Origin of the sequence: Rufibacter latericius (genome assembly GCF_003721515.1) — a bacterium.
Taxonomy (GTDB): domain Bacteria; phylum Bacteroidota; class Bacteroidia; order Cytophagales; family Hymenobacteraceae; genus Nibribacter; species Nibribacter latericius.
This window is the reverse complement of the sequence record NZ_RJJD01000003.1, coordinates 100306-118209: the sequence shown is the minus strand read 5'-3', so window position 1 is coordinate 118209 and position 17904 is coordinate 100306. Positions and strand designations below refer to the sequence as shown.

Genomic DNA, 17904 nt, shown 5'->3' with positions numbered 1-17904 from the left:
TTATTCAGCAGCTACTACGGCTTCGGCTGGAGCATCAACGGTTCCGCCGCAGGCTGTTTCGGCCTTGAAAGATTTTCGGGGCGTTAAACCCAGCAACTCAAACATGGCTTTGTCATCGGCGAAGCCCGGGTTAGGCGTGGTCAGGAGTTTGTCACCAGAGAAGATGGAGTTGGCGCCTGCCAAAAAGCAAAGAGCCTGCTCACTCACGGGCATTTCCTGCCGTCCTGCTGATAAACGCACCATCGTCTTCGGCATAAGAATACGGGCGGTGGCAATCATGCGCACCATTTCCCACACGCTCACGCGCGGTTGCTCGGCCAAAGGCGTACCTTCAACAGGCACCAACGCGTTTACCGGCACACTTTCTGGGTGCTGTGGCAGGTTGGCCAGCACGTGGAGCATGGCAATACGGTCATCATCAGTCTCGCCTAAGCCAATGATGCCACCGCTACACACAGAGATTCCGGCTTTGCGCACGTTCTCAATGGTGCCTAAACGGTCTCCGTAAGTACGGGTGGTGATGATGTTGCTGTAGTTCTCCTCTGAAGTGTCCAGGTTGTGGTTGTAGGCGTAAAGGCCGGCTTCTTTCAGGCGCTCGGCTTGGTACTCGTTCACCATACCCAGGGTACAGCAAACCTCCAGACCCATCTCATTCACGCCTTCCACCATCTCCAACACGCGGTCGAAATCGCGGTTGTCACGTACTTCGCGCCAGGCAGCACCCATGCAGAAACGGGTAGAACCGCCTTCTTTGGCTTTGCGGGCCGCATCCAGCACCACTTCGTTGCTGAGAAGTTTATGCGCCTGTACGCCGGTGTGGTAACGGGCCGCCTGCGGGCAATAAGCGCAATCCTCGGGACAGCCGCCGGTTTTCACCGAAAGGAGCGTGCAGACTTGCACTTCACCTGTTGCCTGAAATTTTTTGTGTACCTGTGAGGCCTCCACGATGAGTTCCAACACGGGCTTATAATAGATGGCGCGAATTTCATCCATGGTCCAATCCGTGCGGAGTGGGGCGGTGTTCAGGGCGTCCGTCATAGTCTGTAAAGTCTTGTTTAGGGGACTAAAGTACGGCGGAAAATGGAATAGGAGAAATTTTCGCTTGGGTTGATGTGGGGAAAAGGAGTGGTTTTATGGTTGTTTTCTGAAAATCAGGCCTGAAACAGATGCAGCGGCGTTACCCTGTAATGGCGTGGTACTTTGGAACGCAGCCCTGCCTCTTGGGTAAAGCGGTTCTTTTAAAGAAGGTTTTGAAGGTTCCTGTTGCAAAGGCGGTTCTATCTATGGCTTCCTTTGCGGCTGCGTGGTACCATGGCTTTACAGGGTAACGCCGCTACATCTGCTTTGGGCCTATTTTCCAGAATTCTGGCCCAAAACAAAAAGCAGCAACTAACAATCAACAAGCAAATTACTTTTTGTCTGCGATGACCTGGCCGTTTCGGTATTCTACTTTCTTGGTGGCTTTGCCGTTCTCATCGAAGTAGGTCCAGGTGCCGGTTTCCCGGTTGTTGCGGAAGGTGCCGGCCATTTCGGTTTTGCCGTTCTCGTAAAGTTGTTTGAACGTGCCGAATTTCAGGCCGTCTTTGTACAGCGTCTCTGATTTCACCTTGCCGGATGGAAAGTAGGTGATGAGCGTGCTAACGATCTTGCCGTTTAGATACGTCGCCTTGGATTCAATTTGGCCGTTGTCGTGGTAAGTGAGGCGTTCGCCGTTGACACGGCCGTTCTTGTAGGGTTCAACAGTTTTGGGCTTCTTGTTCTCGTGGAATTCCTGCCAGGTACCCACCCGTTTGTTATCCTTGAACTCTTCCTGTGCGGCGATGGTGCCGGAAGGGTAGAAGCGGGTGATTTTGCGGTCTCTCTCGGCGTTGCCGTACCGGATTTCCTGTTGCAATTTCCCGTTCTCGTCAAAAGATTGAGCTAAGCCTACGCGTAAGCCTTTGCTGTAGGTGAGGGTGGCTTTGCGCTGGCCGTTTTCATAGTAGGCTACTGATGGGCCCTCGGGCTTGCCCGCCACCACGCTGCCCTCGGTCATGAGTTTGCCGGAGCGGTAATAGGTTTTGAATTTGGCAGGTTTGGTAGGGCCCTCGCTGATGGTTTCGGTTTCCAGTTGGCCGTTGTCATAATAGGTGCGGTAGCCGCCCTCTATCATGCCGTTGCGGTAATTGGCCTCAGATTCCTTTTCGCCGTTAGGGTGGAAGGTGCGCGCCACCCCGCTTTGCGACTTTTTAGCGTACGTGATCTCGGAGCGCAGCTTGCCGTTGGGGAAATACTCTTTCACGGTGCCTTCGGGGAAACCCGCCACAAAGTTGGCTTCCTGTTTCAATTGTCCGTTTTCATAGTAGCTTTTGAAAGGTCCGCTCTGCAGATCGTTCACGTATTGGCCTTCCTGAAGTTTATTGCCGTTGGCGTAAACCGCCGAGAAAGGTCCGTTCTTCTTGCCGTCCTTGTAGGGAACCGTCAGCTTGGGTTTGCCAGTGGGGAAAAACTCGGTGTAGAGACTGTCGCGCTTGCCTTCCACCACTTTCACCATGGCCTCCAGCTCTCCGGTGGGATAGTATTTGCGGTAATAGCCATGCATCACGGAGTCTTCAGCGCCTTTTATGAAGTACACCTCTTTGATCGCCGATTGCAGGGAATCATGGTAGGTGACCACACGGATTTGGGCCTGGGACTCTAGTCTAAAACCAAGGGTGAGCAGCAAAAACGCAAATAGAAACAGAATCCTTTTCATGGATACAAAACAATAAAAAAAGCCTTACTTATAACGTAAGGCTTTTTGGAATTAGTATAGTTCAAAAAGGTTTACACCCGCTCCAGCACAATGGCCGAGGCTCCGCCGCCGCCATTGCAGATGCCGGTCACCCCAATTTTACCGTTGTTTTTGTGCAGAACATTGATAAGCGTAGTCACGATCCTGGCACCAGATGCTCCCAGTGGGTGGCCCAAGGAAACCGCTCCGCCGTACACGTTCACGTTGCCGCCTTCCAAACCCAACTTTTGGTTGTTGGCCAGCGAAACTACGGAGAAAGCCTCGTTGATCTCGTAGAAATCTACCTCATCCGGAGTCACGCCTGATACTTTCAGGGCTTTAGGGATGGCAAGGGCCGGGGTAGTGGTGAACCACTTAGGCTCCTGCTCGGCATCGGCAAAGCCACGGATTTTGGCAATAGGGGTTACGCCCAGTTCCTCGGCTTTCTCTTTGCTCATGAGCAGCAACGCCGCGGCTCCGTCATTGAGGGTTGAGGCGTTTGCCGCCGTTACCGTGCCTTCTTTGTCAAACACCGGACGCAGACCCGGGATTTTCTCGAAGTTCACTTTGCTGTATTCCTCGTCTTCGGTGATGAAGATGGAATCTTTGCCGCGTTGCGGGATTTCAACAGGCACGATTTCGTCTTTCAGGAAACCGGCTTTGGCGGCAGCCGCCGATTTACGGTAAGAGTTGATGGCGTACTCGTCCTGCATCTCGCGGGTGATGCCCAGTTCGCGGGCGGTGTTCTCGGCGGCGCTGCCCATGTGATAGTCATTGTAGACATCCCAAAGGCCGTCTTTCACCAGACCGTCAATCATTTGGCCGTGGCCCATCTTCGCCCCGAAACGGGCTTTGTCCAGGTAATAAGGCACGTTGGACATGCTTTCCATTCCGCCGGCCACAATGATGTCTTTATGACCTAACATGATGGCCTGCGAAGCGAACATGATGGCCTTTGAACCCGAGGCACAAACTTTATTGATGGTGGTACATTCCACTTCGTATCCCAGGCCGGCACCGATGGCTGCTTGCCGCGCGGGCGCCTGTCCCACGTTCGCTGACAACACGTTGCCCATGATCACTTCCTGTACCAGGCTTTTGTCTACCCCGGCTTTCTCCAAAGCGCCTTTGATGGCGATGGCTCCCAACTGAGGAGCTGTCAGGCTGGCCAAAGCCCCTCCAAAACTCCCGATGGGGGTACGAACAGCCGAGATAACGTATACTTCTTTCACTTGCATATCAGTAGTGTTTGCTAGATTATCGGTTTGAAATTAGAGTTTCTCCAGATAAAAACCAAACGCTTGTTAGGGTAAATGAGTTCGGTGGTTTTTATTTGAATGAAGTTCAGCTTAAGTAAAATTGCTTAAGAATTGAGGATGAAAGAGAGCTTATAAGTAAACCTATTTAAACGGTAAATTCCAGAAAAGCGGCTTAAAACAGATTTATCTGCTGGTATTCTTTTAGAATTAGCAAAAGGGAAGGTTGGTGTATTTTAAAGCTGTTGCTTTGGACTTTCACTTTGATGATGAGCAAAGCCTTTGGCGAAAAGATGAATAATCTTGTAGGTAATTCCTCATCTAACTCCTAAGTTATTTTAATGGAACCCGCTTCTGTTTTTGGCTAACTTTCGAAAAAACAGGCGCAAAACAGATAGCCTTATTCCTACCAATCAGGAGTGTTTTTGTTGGTCTGCTTAGTTTTCGTGCGAGGAACCTGTTGCAGGTACTGGGCTTCTTCCTGTCTCATAGCATCCAGTAGTTGGCGGGCCTTTTCGGGGCTTAGTTGCATTTTCTGTAGCCGTTCATAACGGGTTTGAAGCAGGGCATCTTCCTCCTTACCTTGTTGATTGCTTCCCTTGTTGCCGCCGGAGGAGTTGCTTTCCTTTGTTCCATCGTCGCTGAGTCCCTGGTTTAAGCCTGGGTCCTTACCGAAGTTCTCCATCTGGTTTCTTTGGGCGGGGCTGCCCTGGTCCTTTTCGGGTCCTCCGGCCGGTGTGTTGTTTGTGCCTGGGGCGGGAAGGCTGCTAGAAGCACCTACCGTTGAACCACCAGAGGCGTTGGGCTGCTGAGAACCACCGGGTCCTTTCTGGGAGGTTTGATTTTGCTTGGGAGGCATCCGTTGGTTCTGCCGTTTCTCGGGATGCAACATAAGGTACTTCTGGAGCAACTCGAAATTGTAGCGGGCCGCCAGGTTGTTTTCATCTGCTTTTAAGGCCTGTTTGCTGAAATTAACGGCATGGGTGTAATTTCCTTCCTCGGCCTCAATGACGGCTAACTGAGTAGCCACCGTGGAAAGCAGGTCTCGGTCATTGGTCTTCAGGAGCAAGCGGTACAGCGGAGAGGCCCGGGTATACTCGTGCAGGTGGAAATAGGAGTGCGCCAGGTTCAGTAACACCGAAGCGTGGGGTTTTCCGTCTTCATACTGACGCACCTTTTCGTACAGGGCCGCCGCCCGCAGGTATTCCTGTTTCTTGTAAGAGGTTTCTGCTTCCTGGGTATACTGGTTCCGTAACGCAATGCGCTGAAGGCTCTCCAGCGGAGAGGAGGCGAGCAAAAGTAACAACCACCAGTATCTCATATCCTAAGTACCTGAATTGTCCATAAAACGTCCAAGGCAATAAGTAAAAGGGCCATCAGTAAGGGATACAGGTATTTGTTTGCGGCTACTTCCACTACTTTGGTCTGGCGCAGCTCACTTTTTACGGAGTTCACCGCACTTAATAGGCGAGGGGTCTCACTCAGGTTCTGGTTTATCTCAAAGTAATTTCCCTTGGTACGTTGAGCCACCTCTTTCAGGGCATCGGGTTCCAGTTTGGTCAGCACAATTTCTCCACTGGGGTCTTTCTTGAAGGTTTTTCCCTCCGGAATCTTGCCGCCCGAGTACGTTCCTATACCCACGCTGTACACTCGGACTCCTTGGTTCAGGAGCGCGTTCACTCCTGCCTGCACGTTCTCCCCGAAAGTCTCGCCGTCGGAAAAGATCACCAGTATCTTGGACCGTTCCATCTCGCGGCTGGTTTCCGATTCTCTGAATTTCAGTTGGGCTAGTTCCAGTAATGGTCCTAACTGGGCAGCTTCTGGAGGAGCAAGGGTGGTGCTCAAGGATTCTATAAACAGTTCTAGGGCGCTTTGGTCATAGGTGAGCGGGCTTAACACAAAGGCCTCTGAGGAAAACCCCAGGAGCCCTACTCGGTCGGCATTTGAGTTCCGGATGAATTCCAGAAGCTCCAGTTTCACCTTTTCCAACCGGGAAGGCGGCACGTCCTGGGCCTTCATGGATTGCGACAGATCCACGGCCAGGAATACATCCTTACCATTGGTTCTGATTTCCTTGGTCATCGCCCCGAAGGAGGGACCTAATAAAGCTACTACCAGCAAAACCATGTAACTGCTCCGCACCAGCGCCTTTATCCAGATAGAGTTGCCCTTTTGGGCGAATTGTTGGGCCAGGCGCTTGATCCGGTAAAGGTAGCCCCCATAGAGCACCCCAAATAGCAGGAAGAAGAAAAACTCTATGGAAGTAAAAGGCAGGTACCAGGTCATTGAAGTAGGAGTGGTGCTTTCAGACGCAGCGGCAAGTTAAAAAGAAAGAATCAAATGCGTTTTGGGCATAAAAAAGCCTTAGCAAGGGCAAAAAGAGCTTTTTCTTTTCTAAAACGCTTTGGCCTAAAATAAATTTTAAATTTATCTCCTCTGCTAAGCCGTTGTGCAAGAAGCTGATGGTGGTTTCAAGGGGGGTACAGGTTAAATTTTTTCAGGGGTTGCTTTGGTAATCTCATTTTAGTTCGGCTATATTTGCACACTCTTTAACAGAAAGGGATGCCCGGAGAGATGGGTGAGTGGCTGAAACCAGCAGTTTGCTAAACTGCCGTACCTCTAAAGGGTACCGGGGGTTCGAATCCCCCTCTCTCCGCGAAGTTTTTTTGAAAATTAATTTTGGAAAGAAAGCTTCAATTAATATCTTTGCACCGCGATTACGGAGAACGGAAGTTTGAGAAGTTGGTACCTTTGTAATTGCAAGACTCGGGGTGTAGCGTAGCCCGGTATCGCGCCACATTTGGGATGTGGAGGTCGTAGGTTCGAATCCTGCCACCCCGACGAAAAAAGATGAGTAATGTTGGATGACTTCAAAGACATTCTCCATTACTCATTTTTGTTTCGATGGTCTCGTAGCTCAGCTGGATAGAGCAACTGCCTTCTAAGCAGTAGGTCTTTGGTTCGAATCCAAACGGGATCACTTAAAAATCAGCCACTTATAAGCTAAAACTTGTAAGTGGCTTTTTTATTTGCAAGCAATTTGCACACTCGGTAAGCCTGTTTCTGGTTTTTAATTTTCCAATCATCCCGCATTTCTCTTATTTTTTTCCTCCGGCTGATTTCAATTAAACTGTTTCTGACCCATTTTCAGAAACTAGCTCCAAAACAGGCATTGCTTTTTCTTTGATCACTGCCTCTTTCTTTGGGTAAATTTCCTGGAATCTTACATCTCTTCCATATATCCGCGGTTCCGGAAAAGGCAGCCTACCCCTCCGATGATGGAATTTGAAGATTCTTTAAAATGGCGTACTTTAGGAGTGGAATCATTGGGTTTTCTGTGGAGGAAAACAGTTTTTGGTGATTTTTTGAAAAATTATCCGCTAAATAAGGCAGGCAAACACCCAATAAATGAAAAAGTTGGTTTTTGATAAGTGGGTGACGGTACTCTTGTTGGTCTTGGTTTCTTGTTTTTCTTCTTGTAGCGAAGACCAGGAAACGAAGGAGTTTACCATTGGTTTTTCCCAGTGCACCGAGGGAGATGCCTGGCGCAAAGCCATGCACAGAGAAATGCTACGGGAGACATCTTTTCATCCAGAGTTAAAACTTCAGATCAAAGACGCCAAAAACAGCAGTGCCACTCAGGTAAAGCAAATTAAAGAGTTCATAGAGCAAAAAGTTGATCTTCTCATTGTCTCACCCAACGAATCTGAACCGATTACGCCCATTGTGGAGGAAGCCTTTGAAAAAGGAATTCCGGTGATTCTGGTAGACCGGAAAATCAGTTCCTCCGCCTACAGCGCTTACGTGGGAGCCGATAATTTCCAGATCGGGAAATTGGCGGGAGACTATGTCGCTAACCTATTGAAGGGCAAAGGCAAGGTCATTGAGGTTTGGGGCCTGCAAGGTTCTTCCCCGGCCATTGAGCGCCACAGGGGTTTTTTGGAAGCCATCAGCCAATTTCAGGATGTTCAGGTGGTGGCAGAAGTAAAAGGTGAATGGGAAAAGGAAGTAGCCAAAAAGCGTTTCCCGGCCGTTTACCGGCAACACCCAGATGCTGATTTGGTATTTGCCCATAACGATGTAATGGCGTTAGGTTCCTATGAGAGCCTTAACGGCCTTAAACAACAGAATAGCCTTAAGTTTATCGGGTTTGATGGGCTTGCCGGTCCAAATGGAGGCCTGCAATTGGTGGAGGACGGTATTCTGGATGCCACCTTTCTTTACCCTACGGGCGGTGAGGAAATCATTCAACTGGCGTACAATATCCTGCACAACCAGCCTTACAAAAAGGAAAATTTATTGAACTCTACTGTCATAGATGGGCGCAACGTGCACATCATGAAACAGCAGTCAAATAAAATCCTGAGCCAGGAAGAGAATATAAACCGGCAGCAGAACAAAATCACCGAACAGATAAAGATTTACAAAAACCAACGCACCCTGCTGTATATCCTCATTATAAGCCTGGTGATTATTATTGTTTTGGGAGCCTATGCGGTCTATTCACTTTGGTTAAGGCATGAAACCAACCGGGCCTTGATGGCCAAGAACCGCGAAATCCTACAACAGCGCAACGAGATTGCCGAAATGGCCAAAAAGGCGGAGAAGGCGAACGAGGCCAAGCTCAAGTTCTTCACCAATGTTTCGCATGAATTCCGTACGCCCCTTACCCTGATTTTGGGTCCGGTAGAGGATGCTTTGCAAAGCAATATCTCCATGGGGCTGAAGAAAGACATGCTTTTGGTGCGCCAGAATGCCCTGCGCTTATTGAAACTGGTGAACCAGTTAATGGATTTCAGGAAAGTGGAGCGCAAGAAAATGCGTCTTCAGGCCTCTGAGAGTGATCTGGTCAAATTTGTGGAAGAGGTGGTGCAGTCTTTTGAGCGGTTAGCCCGCAAACGACACATTCAACTAAAGGTCATCTCCCGGGTGAAAGAAATAAACGTCTACTTTGACAAGGATAAGGTAGACAAAATCCTGTTCAACCTGTTATCCAACTCTTTCAAGTTCACGAAGGAAAACGGACGCATCACCATTCTGATGGAGTTGTCTGAGGACCGGAACCACGTTCTGGTTACCGTTGAAGACACCGGCAAGGGAATGACGCCTAGCCAAGTAGCCAATGCATTTGACCGGTTTTATACCGCCGAAGATAATGCCAGTCTAGGTACCGGACTAGGGTTAGCCCTTTCAAAAGAGTTCATCAAACTGCACCACGGTGAAATCTCGGTGGTAAGCAAAGAACGGGAAGGCACCCGTTTTACTTTTAGCCTTCCTTTGGGAAAAGAGCACCTAAAAGAAGAAGAGATTGTTCTGGAAACTTCAAAAGCTGAGCAAAGTGCCCCTCTGATGGCAGGCGTTCTGGATGCAGATCTGGAGCTATTCACAGACGCACAAGTTCAGGAGTCTTCCCAAGTGGTAAAAGAGCACACTATTCTGGTCATTGAAGACAACAAGGAACTGCGCGAATTCCTGGTTTCACGCCTGGCCACCGATTTCAATGTGGTAGATGCCCCGCAAGGAGCCTTCGGTCTGCAGCAGGCCTTTGAAATCATTCCAGACCTTATTATCTGCGATGTTACTTTGCCCCAGAAAGACGGCCTGGAGATTACCGCACTGCTTAAGAAAGACATGAGAACCTCTCATATTCCGGTCATCCTGCTTACCGCCAAAGACAGCTTGGAGCAGAAAATAGACGGCATCCAAGCCGGGGCCGACCTGTATGTGACCAAGCCCTTCAGTTACCTGTATTTACTGGAGCGGGTGAAAGGGCTACTGAGAAACCGTGATCTGCTCAAAGTCTACTACAACAGCGCCATTGCCGTTGATACCAAAATCCAGACGGCTCAACCGAAACAACTGGATAAGAAGTTCATCAATGACGTGGCCGCTTTGGTAGAGAAAAACCTCCAGAACCCAGACCTGAGTGCCAATGACATTGCCGAAGGCTTAGGCATGTCCCGGGTGCATGTGTACCGTAAGATGAAGGCTTTGCTGGGATATTCTCTCAATGACTACATCGTAAACACGCGGCTCAAGAAAGCCCGGCACCTGCTGCTCAACAGCCAACTGAATATCTCGGAGATTGCTTATGAAGTGGGCTTTTCGTCTCCGGCCTATTTCTCCACGGCCTTCAAGAACCACTTCAATATGAGTCCTTCCGATTTTAAATCTTCCCGGCCTGGTAAAGAAAAGAATCTGGTGTAGAACTAAGTAATTTCCTCTTCAAAAGCCATTCTGTTTAAGGACTGTTTTCATAAAAACGGCCTTTAAACAGAATGGCTTTCTTTTTTATTTAAGTTGAACAGAGTAGGGGCAATCCCTTGTGGTTACCCTTTGCTTCTAAATCAGGTTAGGGCAACCACAAGGGCTTGCTCTTCCATTTCTGAGCTTTATAGATAGGGAACTTTGAGGATAGCAAAAATAAGCCGATGGCTTTCTGAAAAACAATCCTTTAAGCAACTGGGCAGTCAGGAGAATTGCCCGCCTTTTGAAGAACTTCTAAAAGGGTGCCTGGTTCACATTCGTTTTTACACATTTTTCAAAAAACAGGGCCTAAACCGGAAAACATGATTTCAGGTGTTCTTCAAATCGTTAAGTGATGTATCAATATTGTAACCTGTGTTACAAATATGAAAGTAGATTTAAAGTTTATATATTTTAAAACATTGAAAATCAATAAGTTGAAATGTTTTAACCTGAAGTAACAAAATGAATGCTTTTTGAGAAACCAGTGAAATGGAATGGAGGAGAGGGCAGATACCTTTGAGAAAAACATTCACATCCATGGTAAGCAAAAAAGTATTCTTCTGGTCCATTGTGGTAGCGTTGGGCGGATTCTTGTTCGGGTTTGATACCGCAGTAATCTCAGGGGCTGAAAAGGCCATCCAGAAACTGTGGAACCTGAGCGTATTTGAGCATGGCCTCACCGTAGCCATTGCCTTAATAGGAACAGTCTTGGGATCACTCACCGGGGGCATTCCTTCAGACAAGTTCGGGCGTAAGAACACCTTATTTGGTATTGCGGTGCTTTACCTGTTGGCTTCGGTGGGCACGGCCCTGGCCCCGGACTGGTACACCTTTCTTATCTTCCGGTTCTTAGGAGGAATTGGGGTAGGGGTTTCCTCCGTCACGGCTCCCATGTATATCTCAGAAATCGCTCCGGCCAAATCTAGGGGGAAACTGGTAGCCCTCTTCCAATTCAACATTGTGTTCGGCATCCTGATGGCGTATGTCTCCAACTATGCATTTGCCGGCATCGGGGAACATGACTGGCGGTGGATGCTGGGTATACAAGCTGTGCCTTCTATCATCTTCCTGGTCACTATTCTTATGGTACCGGAAAGCCCAAGATGGCTGTTGCTCAACCGGGCCAATAAGGTGGAAGACGCCAAAAGAACCCTGCAGATCGCCAACCCAGACGCGAACATCAACCAGATGGTGACCGATATCCTGATGTCTGCCCAGGAGCGGGACGACCATGGAAACAAACCGGTTCTGTTTTCGAAGAAGTATTCTCTTCCGATCACCCTGGCCGTACTGTTTGCCTTCTTCAACCAGGTTTCAGGCATCAATGCCATTATCTACTATGCACCCCGCATTTTTGAAATGGTAGGACTAGGCCAGGAATCGGCTTTGCTTTCCTCCGCCGGGATCGGGTTCGTGAACTTCCTTTTCACCCTGCTGGCTATGAACGTGATTGACCGCTTCGGCCGCCGCACGCTTATGTTCATCGGGTCCCTGGGTTTGATTGCCACGCTGGGGTTGGTAGCCAAAGCCTTCTACCTGGAGGAGTTCAGCGGAATAGCCGTTCCTATTTATTTGTTTGTGTACATCGCCTTCTTCGCCTTCTCTCAGGGAGCCGTGATTTGGGTATTTATTTCAGAGATCTTTCCTAACCAAGTGCGTGCTTCGGGTCAGGCGTTGGGCAGCTTCACCCACTGGATCATGGCTGCCATCATTGCCTTCAGTTTCCCTTACATTGCGGAGACCCTTGGGGGCGGAAACACCTTTATGATCTTTACCGGCATGATGGTTTTGCAGCTACTGTTTGTGTGGCGCATGATGCCCGAAACCAAAGGAACCTCCCTGGAGAAAATAGAAAAAAGTGTCGTCTTCCATTAAGCCATACCTTATATGCTGCAAAAAATAGTTTGTTTCGGAGAAACCCTGTGGGACATTTTGCCCAGCGGTAAACTGCCCGGTGGGGCCCCTATGAACGTGGCCATTAACTTGCGCCACAATGGCTTTGACCCGGTGGTGTTGAGCCGGGTAGGCAACGATGACCTGGGCAAAGAACTGATTTCGTTTCTGGAAGAGCAGAAGATCAATACAGAATGGATCCAGACGGGGCAGACCCACTTAACCGGGGTTGTGAAAGCCAACATCTCGGACCGCAATGAAGTCACTTACAAGATTGTGGAGCCGGTTGCCTGGGACTACATCCAGTACGAAGAGCGCATTGCCCGCCTTATCTCGGAGAGTGATGTTTTCATCTATGGTAGTTTGGTGGCAAGAAGCCCCCTTTCTCAGGAGACCCTTCTGCAGTACTTGCCCCTCGCCAAAACCAAGGTCTTTGACGTGAACCTCCGGCCACCGCATTACACTCCTGAGCGGGTGCTCGCTCTTCTGGGACTTGCCACCATTGTGAAGATGAACCACCAGGAACTGGAGGAGATCTGTGGTTGGCTTGGGAGCGCTGGAGACTTCGCGCAGAAGATGCAGGCCATCAAAGACCAATATGAATTAGAGTTGGTCATTGTGACCCGGGGCGACGAAGGGGCGGCCGCTTTAACCAGGGAGGGCTACTTTGAGCATGAGGGATTTCAGGTGGAAGTTGAGGATACCATAGGGAGCGGAGACGCTTTCCTGGCTACTTTCCTGACCAATTACTTCCAGCAAAAGCCCTTATCGGAAACCTTGGAAAGGGCCTGCCTGATTGGGGCTTATGTCGCTACCCAAAGAGGAGCTACTCCTTTATATGATCCTCAGGAGATTACCCCAGCGTCTTTGACTCCTTCTAAGCAGCATTCATCACTCCATCCAAAAAGCTAACCTCAATCCATATGAAAAAATTCTTACACCTATTCCTTCTATTGCTTTGCTTGGCGCAAGTTGCCAAGGGGCAGGAGGCGGTGGAAATTACCGGACAAGTGGTTTCCGCAGACAAAAACGAACCTCTCATTGGAGTATCGGTGGTGGTGAAAGGCACTACCACGGGAGCAACCACCGATTTAGATGGAAAATTCTCCTTTAGAGCCCCAGGCAACTCGGTTCTGGTAGTCACCTACATTGGCTTCGTATCTCAGGAAGTAGCCGTGAATGGCAGAAGTAACGTGCAGATTACGCTTCAAACAGATGCCAAAGCTTTGGAAGAGGTGGTGGTAACCGGTTACCAAACAGAACGCAAGAGGGATTTAACTGGAGCTGTATCAGTGGTGGATACGGAGGAGATGAAGAAGCAATCCGTTGCGAATCCTATCAAAGCCTTACAAGGTCAGGTTGCCGGGATGTTTGTGACTGGAAATGGCTCACCTAGCTCTCCTGCTACTGTGCGTATCCGGGGGATAGGTACCCTCAATAATAATGATCCCTTGTATATAGTGGATGGTGTGCCTACCAAAGCGGGTATGCATGAACTGAATCCTGCAGACATTGAATCACTACAGGTATTGAAAGATGCCTCGGCAGCCAGTATTTATGGGTCACGGGCGGCAAACGGAGTAATTATTATCACTACCAAACGTGGAAAGGCCGGAGTAGCCCAGATCAGCGCTAATGTCTATTCTTCCATCTCCCGGTATACAGACAGGACTGAAATGCTAGATACCGAGGGATATGGTAGAGCCCTGTGGCAAGCGCATATTAACAACGGAAGCGATCCTAACGCGAATAGTGTCCAGTACAGATTTGACTGGAGTGTTGATCCTGCAACAGGAACCCCTGTTTTGAACAAGGTTTTAGTGCCAGAATATCTAGATGCCGCCCAGACCATGCGGGCCTCTAACACCGATTGGTTCGATGAGATTTCCCGTACCGGGGTAATCCAGAACTATGATGTATCCCTCTCCAATGGAACAGAGAACGGAAGCTACCTTTTGTCTTTAGGATACTTTGACAACCAAGGGGTTATTAAAACTTCGGAATTCAACCGCCTGTCTGCCCGCCTGAATTCTGACTACAAATTCTTCAAAGGGAGGATCACGGTAGGTCAGAACCTTAGCTTGACTAAAACGAATGAGGTTGGTGCCAGCCCTATGAACGAAGCGATGCAAGCGTTGCCTCTGGTGCCGGTCAGAACAGTAAATGGGTTAGGTTGGGGCGGCCCGGTTGGCGGAATGAATGACCGTCAGAATCCAGTACGCCTGATTGAAGACAACAAGCAGAACGGATATGACTTCATGCGACTGTTCGGGAATTTCTTCGCTGACGTTAAGTTGCTGGAAGGCTTAGTCTTCCGGACGAATGTGGGGATTGACTACGGCAACTATTCGCACCGGAGATATCGCAAGAGATATGTTTCAGGATTCCTGAATAATCCGGAAAACAGGCTGGAAACCAACCAGAGCCATAGTGTGAAAACCACCTGGAGCAATACCCTGAACTACAACTATGCAAAAGGTGACCATAGGGTAGACGCATTGGTGGGTACAGAGTACTATGTAGACAACTTCAACTCGTTTTGGGCTTCTAGGGAAGGATTTGTAGTGGAAGACGATGACTTCATGTATTTGGATGCTGGGGTAGGTGACAAAGACAACGGAGGCAGCGGCGCCAAGTATGTGTTGTTTTCCTACTTTGGAAGAGCAAACTACTCCTTTAAGGACAAATACCTGGCTTCTGTTACTATCAGAAGAGATGGTTCATCTAGGTTTGGCCAAAATAACCGTTTCGGTACCTTCCCGGCTTTTTCCTTAGGCTGGCGCTTGAGCGAGGAAGGGTTCATCAAGGACAATACTACCTTCTTTGATGACCTGAAATTACGGTTTGGCTGGGGGATGACGGGAAATCAAGAGATCGCCAACAACGCCATCTACAACCTCTACTATACTGATTATGCTAATACTGCCTATGATATAACGGGCAGCAAAAGCGGAGTATTGCCCTCCGGTTTTAAACTAACGCAGAATGCTAACCCAAATCTGAAGTGGGAAGCAAGCACCATGACAAACTACGGCATTGACTTTGAATTCCTTGATCAGAGATTCTATGGCAGTGCTGAGTACTATATCAGGAAAACTTCTGACATCCTTCTGCTGCCTCCTTATATAGGCACTTTAGGAGAAGGCGGTAACCAATGGGTAAACGGAGCCTCCATGGAAAACAAAGGCTTTGAATTAAGCTTAGGCAACCGAACGACTATTGGTGATTTATCCATCAACCTAAATGGAAACATCAGCACTTACCGCAATAAGGTGACAGAACTGCCTGCTGAGGTAGTGAATGCTTACGGTGGAGACGGAAGAGGGCAGAACATTTTGGGTCGCCCCATCAATTCCTTCTTTGGCTATGTGGCAGACGGTCTTTTCCGCACACAGCAGGAGCTTGATGCCCACGCAGATCAGAATGGCAAAGGGCTTGGACGAATCCGCTACAAAGACGTGAACGAGGACGGAGTCATCAATGACTTTGACCGTACCTGGATCGGCACACCTCACCCAGATTACACCTATGGTATCAATGCCAACTTTGGTTATAAGGGTTTTGACCTCTCTTTCCTGCTGCAAGGGGTAGCGGGGATAGATGTGGTCAATGATTTCAAGTTCTCCACTGATTTCTGGAGTGTGTCTGAGACCGGGTCCAATAAAGGAACAAGACTATTGGATGCATGGTCTCCCTCAAATCCAAATTCAGACATCCCAGCGGTTGCCTTGACAGATGCCAACTTTGAGTCCCGGTTTTCCACCTATTTTATTGAAAACGGTTCTTATCTGAAGTTAAGAAATGCGCAGGCAGGATACACGTTCAGTGGGGCATTGCTTAAAAAAGCTAGGGTGCAATCACTTCGGATTTATGTGGGTGGAGACAACCTGGGTATTTTGTTGAAAAGCAAGTCCTTTACCGGGATAGATCCTGAAAACCCTGGCTTTGGCTATCCTAACCCCATGGTGTTGACCACTGGCCTAAATGTTAGATTCTAATAATTTCTAAAATAGAAGTTCATGAAAAAGTTTTTGATGCTATTAGCGGGAGTAGCCATGCTGGGTTCCTCCTGTGAAGATAAGCTGGATGTAAATCCGCGCGGGGTTTTAAATGAAGGCCAGGTCAGTAATGCTGAGCAGGCAGAAGGATTTGTGATTGCCGCCTATTCTCATCTGGGGAATGATGAAATCAATAGAGGGAACAGCCTCTGGCAATATGGGAACGTGCGGGCTGATGATGCTTACAAAGGCGGGCGTGATCCGGGAGATGGTCAAGGGTTTCATTTCATGGAGACCTTCGTGAACACCCGTCCTGATATGTGGGAACTAGACGGAATGTGGTTCCAACAGTATGTAGGAATTCGCAGGGCTAATGAGGGGCTACGCATTTTGAATAATCTCACAGTAGAAGAGTTTCCATTGCTGAATGTGAGGAAAGCTGAGTTACGTTTCCTACGAGCGCATTACTATTTCCAGTTGAAGATTCTGTTCAACCGCATTCCCTATATGGATGAAAACGTTCCCGCTGACCAATACAAGTTTGTAACTAACGTAGAGTTTACCAGTGATGAGCTTTGGGAGAAGATCGCCCAGGATTTTGAGTTTGCTGCTGCTACTCTTCCTATTACCCAACCCCAAATCGGGAGGGCTAATCAGACTGCGGCCTATGCTTATCTTGCCAAAACAAGATTGTATCAAGCTTATCAGCAAAATGAACAACATGCTGTCACCAGCATCAATCAGCAACGTCTGCAGCAAGTGATTGAAGCGGCAGATAAGGTGATCTCGTCCAAGTACAGCCTGCAACCTGATTTCGCCAATAACTTCCTGACAGGAACCTATGAGAATGGAATTGAGTCCATCTTTGCGGTTCAGTTTTCAAAAGGAGACGGAACAGCTAATGGGCGTTTGAATTGGGGAGACATGCTTACCGTTCCTCAGGGGCTTGGATGCTGTGACTTCCAAAAACCTTCCCAAAATCTTGTAAACGCCTACCGTACCAATGCTACTGGGGTTCCACTTTTAGATTCCTACAATACTACGAATGTAGATTTCTCCCAGAACACGGTAGACCCAAGACTGGATCATACAGTTGCCCGTCCAGGTAATCCATGGAAATATGAGCCAAGCCGGGTGTTTACCGAGAGTTGGAGCCGTACTCCTCAGATCTACGGCTATTACAATTCCATGAAAGAGAATGTGTCTCCAGATGATCCCGGCTTTACCAATGTGGATCCGTTTTACGGCAACACCAAACCCAGAATTGTATTGCGCTATGCAGACGTGCTTCTCTTTAAAGCCGAGGCTTTAATTGAGTTAGGTCGCCATAATGAAGCTTTGCCGCTCATCAACCAAATCCGCTCTCGGGCAGCTGCCAGTACCGCCCGTTTGAAAAATGAGCAGGGTGCCTTCACTGCCAATTACCTGGTGAAACCCTATGAGTCAGGTGTAAATATAGATTGGACCCAGGAGAATGCCCGCCAAGCCCTTCGTTTTGAGAGAAGATTAGAAATGGCAATGGAGGGCAGTAGATTCTTTGACTTAGTCCGTTGGGGTGTAGCTGACCAGGTGATGAATAGCTATCTGACCGTTGAAAAGACCCGAAGGGAGTTCTACAAGGATGGGTTCTTCACCAAGGGCAAACATGAGTATCTACCCATCCCACAGAACCAGATTTTCTGGAGTGAGAACCGCTACGTGCAAAATCCAGGTTATTAACACCTATGCTAAAGGCAAACACTATTCTGTTTCTGGC

10 protein-coding genes and 3 tRNA genes are annotated in these 17904 nt (G+C 48.6%); 8 read left to right on the top strand and 5 right to left on the bottom strand.

All coding sequences use genetic code 11. The features are described from left to right. From bioB to EFB08_RS06115, 5 genes are all read right to left on the bottom strand, one after another. Nucleotides 1-1038, bottom strand: coding sequence for a biotin synthase BioB (gene bioB / locus EFB08_RS06135; RefSeq protein ID WP_123126065.1), 1038 nt, complete (start codon nucleotides 1036-1038; stop codon nucleotides 1-3). Nucleotides 1039-1408: 370 nt separating this feature from the next. After that, nucleotides 1409-2734, bottom strand: coding sequence for a toxin-antitoxin system YwqK family antitoxin (locus EFB08_RS06130; RefSeq protein WP_123126064.1), 1326 nt, complete (start codon nucleotides 2732-2734; stop codon nucleotides 1409-1411). A gap of 71 nt (nucleotides 2735-2805) precedes the next feature. Next, nucleotides 2806-3990, bottom strand: coding sequence for an acetyl-CoA C-acyltransferase (locus EFB08_RS06125; protein ID WP_193553961.1), 1185 nt, complete (start codon nucleotides 3988-3990; stop codon nucleotides 2806-2808). Nucleotides 3991-4414: 424 nt separating this feature from the next. Next, nucleotides 4415-5329: a tetratricopeptide repeat protein gene (locus tag EFB08_RS06120; protein ID WP_123126063.1), complete on the bottom strand. Its 915-nt coding sequence runs from the start codon at nucleotides 5327-5329 to the stop codon at nucleotides 4415-4417. Beyond that, nucleotides 5326-6294, bottom strand: a complete 969-nt coding sequence (locus EFB08_RS06115) for a VWA domain-containing protein (protein WP_123126062.1) — start codon at nucleotides 6292-6294, stop codon at nucleotides 5326-5328. The genes EFB08_RS06120 and EFB08_RS06115 overlap by 4 nt, the downstream gene beginning before the upstream one ends. Before the next feature lie 282 nt (nucleotides 6295-6576). Here EFB08_RS06115 and EFB08_RS06110 point away from each other — a divergent pair. The 8 genes from EFB08_RS06110 (at nucleotide 6577) to EFB08_RS06075 (ending at nucleotide 17867) form a co-directional block, all read left to right on the top strand. Continuing rightward, nucleotides 6577-6664 (top strand) — tRNA-Ser (locus EFB08_RS06110). A gap of 111 nt (nucleotides 6665-6775) precedes the next feature. After that, nucleotides 6776-6849: transfer RNA gene (locus EFB08_RS06105), tRNA-Pro, on the top strand. A gap of 65 nt (nucleotides 6850-6914) precedes the next feature. Then, a tRNA-Arg gene (locus EFB08_RS06100) sits at nucleotides 6915-6988 on the top strand. Nucleotides 6989-7416: 428 nt separating this feature from the next. After that, nucleotides 7417-10215, top strand: a complete 2799-nt coding sequence (locus EFB08_RS06095; RefSeq protein ID WP_123126061.1) for a hybrid sensor histidine kinase/response regulator transcription factor — start codon at nucleotides 7417-7419, stop codon at nucleotides 10213-10215. Between the two features lie 579 nt (nucleotides 10216-10794). Beyond that, nucleotides 10795-12132, top strand: coding sequence for a sugar porter family MFS transporter (locus tag EFB08_RS06090; RefSeq protein WP_123126060.1), 1338 nt, complete (start codon nucleotides 10795-10797; stop codon nucleotides 12130-12132). Nucleotides 12133-12144: 12 nt separating this feature from the next. Then, the gene (locus tag EFB08_RS06085; RefSeq protein ID WP_123126059.1) at nucleotides 12145-13062 is read left to right on the top strand and encodes a carbohydrate kinase family protein; all 918 of its coding nucleotides are present in this window, start codon (nucleotides 12145-12147) and stop codon (nucleotides 13060-13062) included. Nucleotides 13063-13073: 11 nt separating this feature from the next. Beyond that, nucleotides 13074-16148, top strand: a complete 3075-nt coding sequence (locus EFB08_RS06080; protein ID WP_123126058.1) for a SusC/RagA family TonB-linked outer membrane protein — start codon at nucleotides 13074-13076, stop codon at nucleotides 16146-16148. Between the two features lie 21 nt (nucleotides 16149-16169). Further along, nucleotides 16170-17867 carry a RagB/SusD family nutrient uptake outer membrane protein gene (locus tag EFB08_RS06075; protein ID WP_123126057.1) on the top strand — a complete coding sequence of 566 codons (1698 nt, stop codon included), beginning with the start codon at nucleotides 16170-16172 and terminating at the stop codon, nucleotides 17865-17867. Nucleotides 17868-17904 lie beyond the last annotated feature (37 nt).

What these genes read in the sequence shown, in the direction of transcription:
- bioB (WP_123126065.1), bottom strand. Translation starts at nt 1,038, where the DNA reads ATGACGGACGCCCTGAACACCGCCCCACTCCGCACGGATTGGACCATG.
- EFB08_RS06130 (WP_123126064.1), bottom strand. Translation starts at nt 2,734, where the DNA reads ATGAAAAGGATTCTGTTTCTATTTGCGTTTTTGCTGCTCACCCTTGGT.
- EFB08_RS06125 (WP_193553961.1), bottom strand. Translation starts at nt 3,990, where the DNA reads ATGCAAGTGAAAGAAGTATACGTTATCTCGGCTGTTCGTACCCCCATC.
- EFB08_RS06120 (WP_123126063.1), bottom strand. Translation starts at nt 5,329, where the DNA reads ATGAGATACTGGTGGTTGTTACTTTTGCTCGCCTCCTCTCCGCTGGAG.
- EFB08_RS06115 (WP_123126062.1), bottom strand. Translation starts at nt 6,294, where the DNA reads ATGACCTGGTACCTGCCTTTTACTTCCATAGAGTTTTTCTTCTTCCTG.
- EFB08_RS06095 (WP_123126061.1), top strand. Translation starts at nt 7,417, where the DNA reads ATGAAAAAGTTGGTTTTTGATAAGTGGGTGACGGTACTCTTGTTGGTC.
- EFB08_RS06090 (WP_123126060.1), top strand. Translation starts at nt 10,795, where the DNA reads ATGGTAAGCAAAAAAGTATTCTTCTGGTCCATTGTGGTAGCGTTGGGC.
- EFB08_RS06085 (WP_123126059.1), top strand. Translation starts at nt 12,145, where the DNA reads ATGCTGCAAAAAATAGTTTGTTTCGGAGAAACCCTGTGGGACATTTTG.
- EFB08_RS06080 (WP_123126058.1), top strand. Translation starts at nt 13,074, where the DNA reads ATGAAAAAATTCTTACACCTATTCCTTCTATTGCTTTGCTTGGCGCAA.
- EFB08_RS06075 (WP_123126057.1), top strand. Translation starts at nt 16,170, where the DNA reads ATGAAAAAGTTTTTGATGCTATTAGCGGGAGTAGCCATGCTGGGTTCC.